The following is a 575-nucleotide window of genomic DNA, read 5'->3' on the forward strand; positions in this document are numbered from 1 at the left end:
TAAAACTGTAGCGGAAGCTTTTGCTGGAGTGGGTACTAGTATCACGAAAGTTCAGAATAAATTTACTGAGCAAATTAATAATGTGGTTCAAAAAGTAGAAAGCGAGAGCTTTGTTCAGCAGGATAAAACAACGAATCGTCTTACTATTGGTGCTAAAACAGGTGGCACTGAGATCAATATAGCAGATAGTACGAATGCGGATCGTACGCTTTCTGGTGTAAAGAAAGCAGAGAAAGAGAATGAAGCGGTTAATAAAGGTCAGCTTGATGCAAGTTTAGAGAAGCTTTCTACCAGCCTTCAGTCTGATGATTCAGCTGTTGTTCATTACGATAAAACAGCGGGTGAAAATAGCACTACAAATTATGAAAGTATAACTTTTGGCAAAGGACAAGGCTCTGCCGTTGTTGGTCTGCATAATGTTGCGGATGGTACGCTTGCTCAAGGTTCACATGATGTGGTTACGGGTGGTCAGATTCATACGATCGGTAAGGATATTGCAAAATTTTTAGGCGGTAATGCAAGCTTTAAAAACGGTGCTTTCACCGAGCCAACCTATGAATTATCTTACATTTCTA

The 575-nt window shown here is 40.0% G+C and carries 1 pseudogene; it reads left to right on the forward strand.

Annotated features, from left to right (window positions below):
• A pseudogene (locus tag J7R13_RS08675) lies at positions 1-575 on the forward strand (hypothetical protein); the annotation flags it as partial.

Origin of the sequence: Bartonella taylorii 8TBB (genome assembly GCF_902825155.1) — a bacterium.
In the GTDB taxonomy this organism is placed as follows: domain Bacteria; phylum Pseudomonadota; class Alphaproteobacteria; order Rhizobiales; family Rhizobiaceae; genus Bartonella; species Bartonella taylorii_A.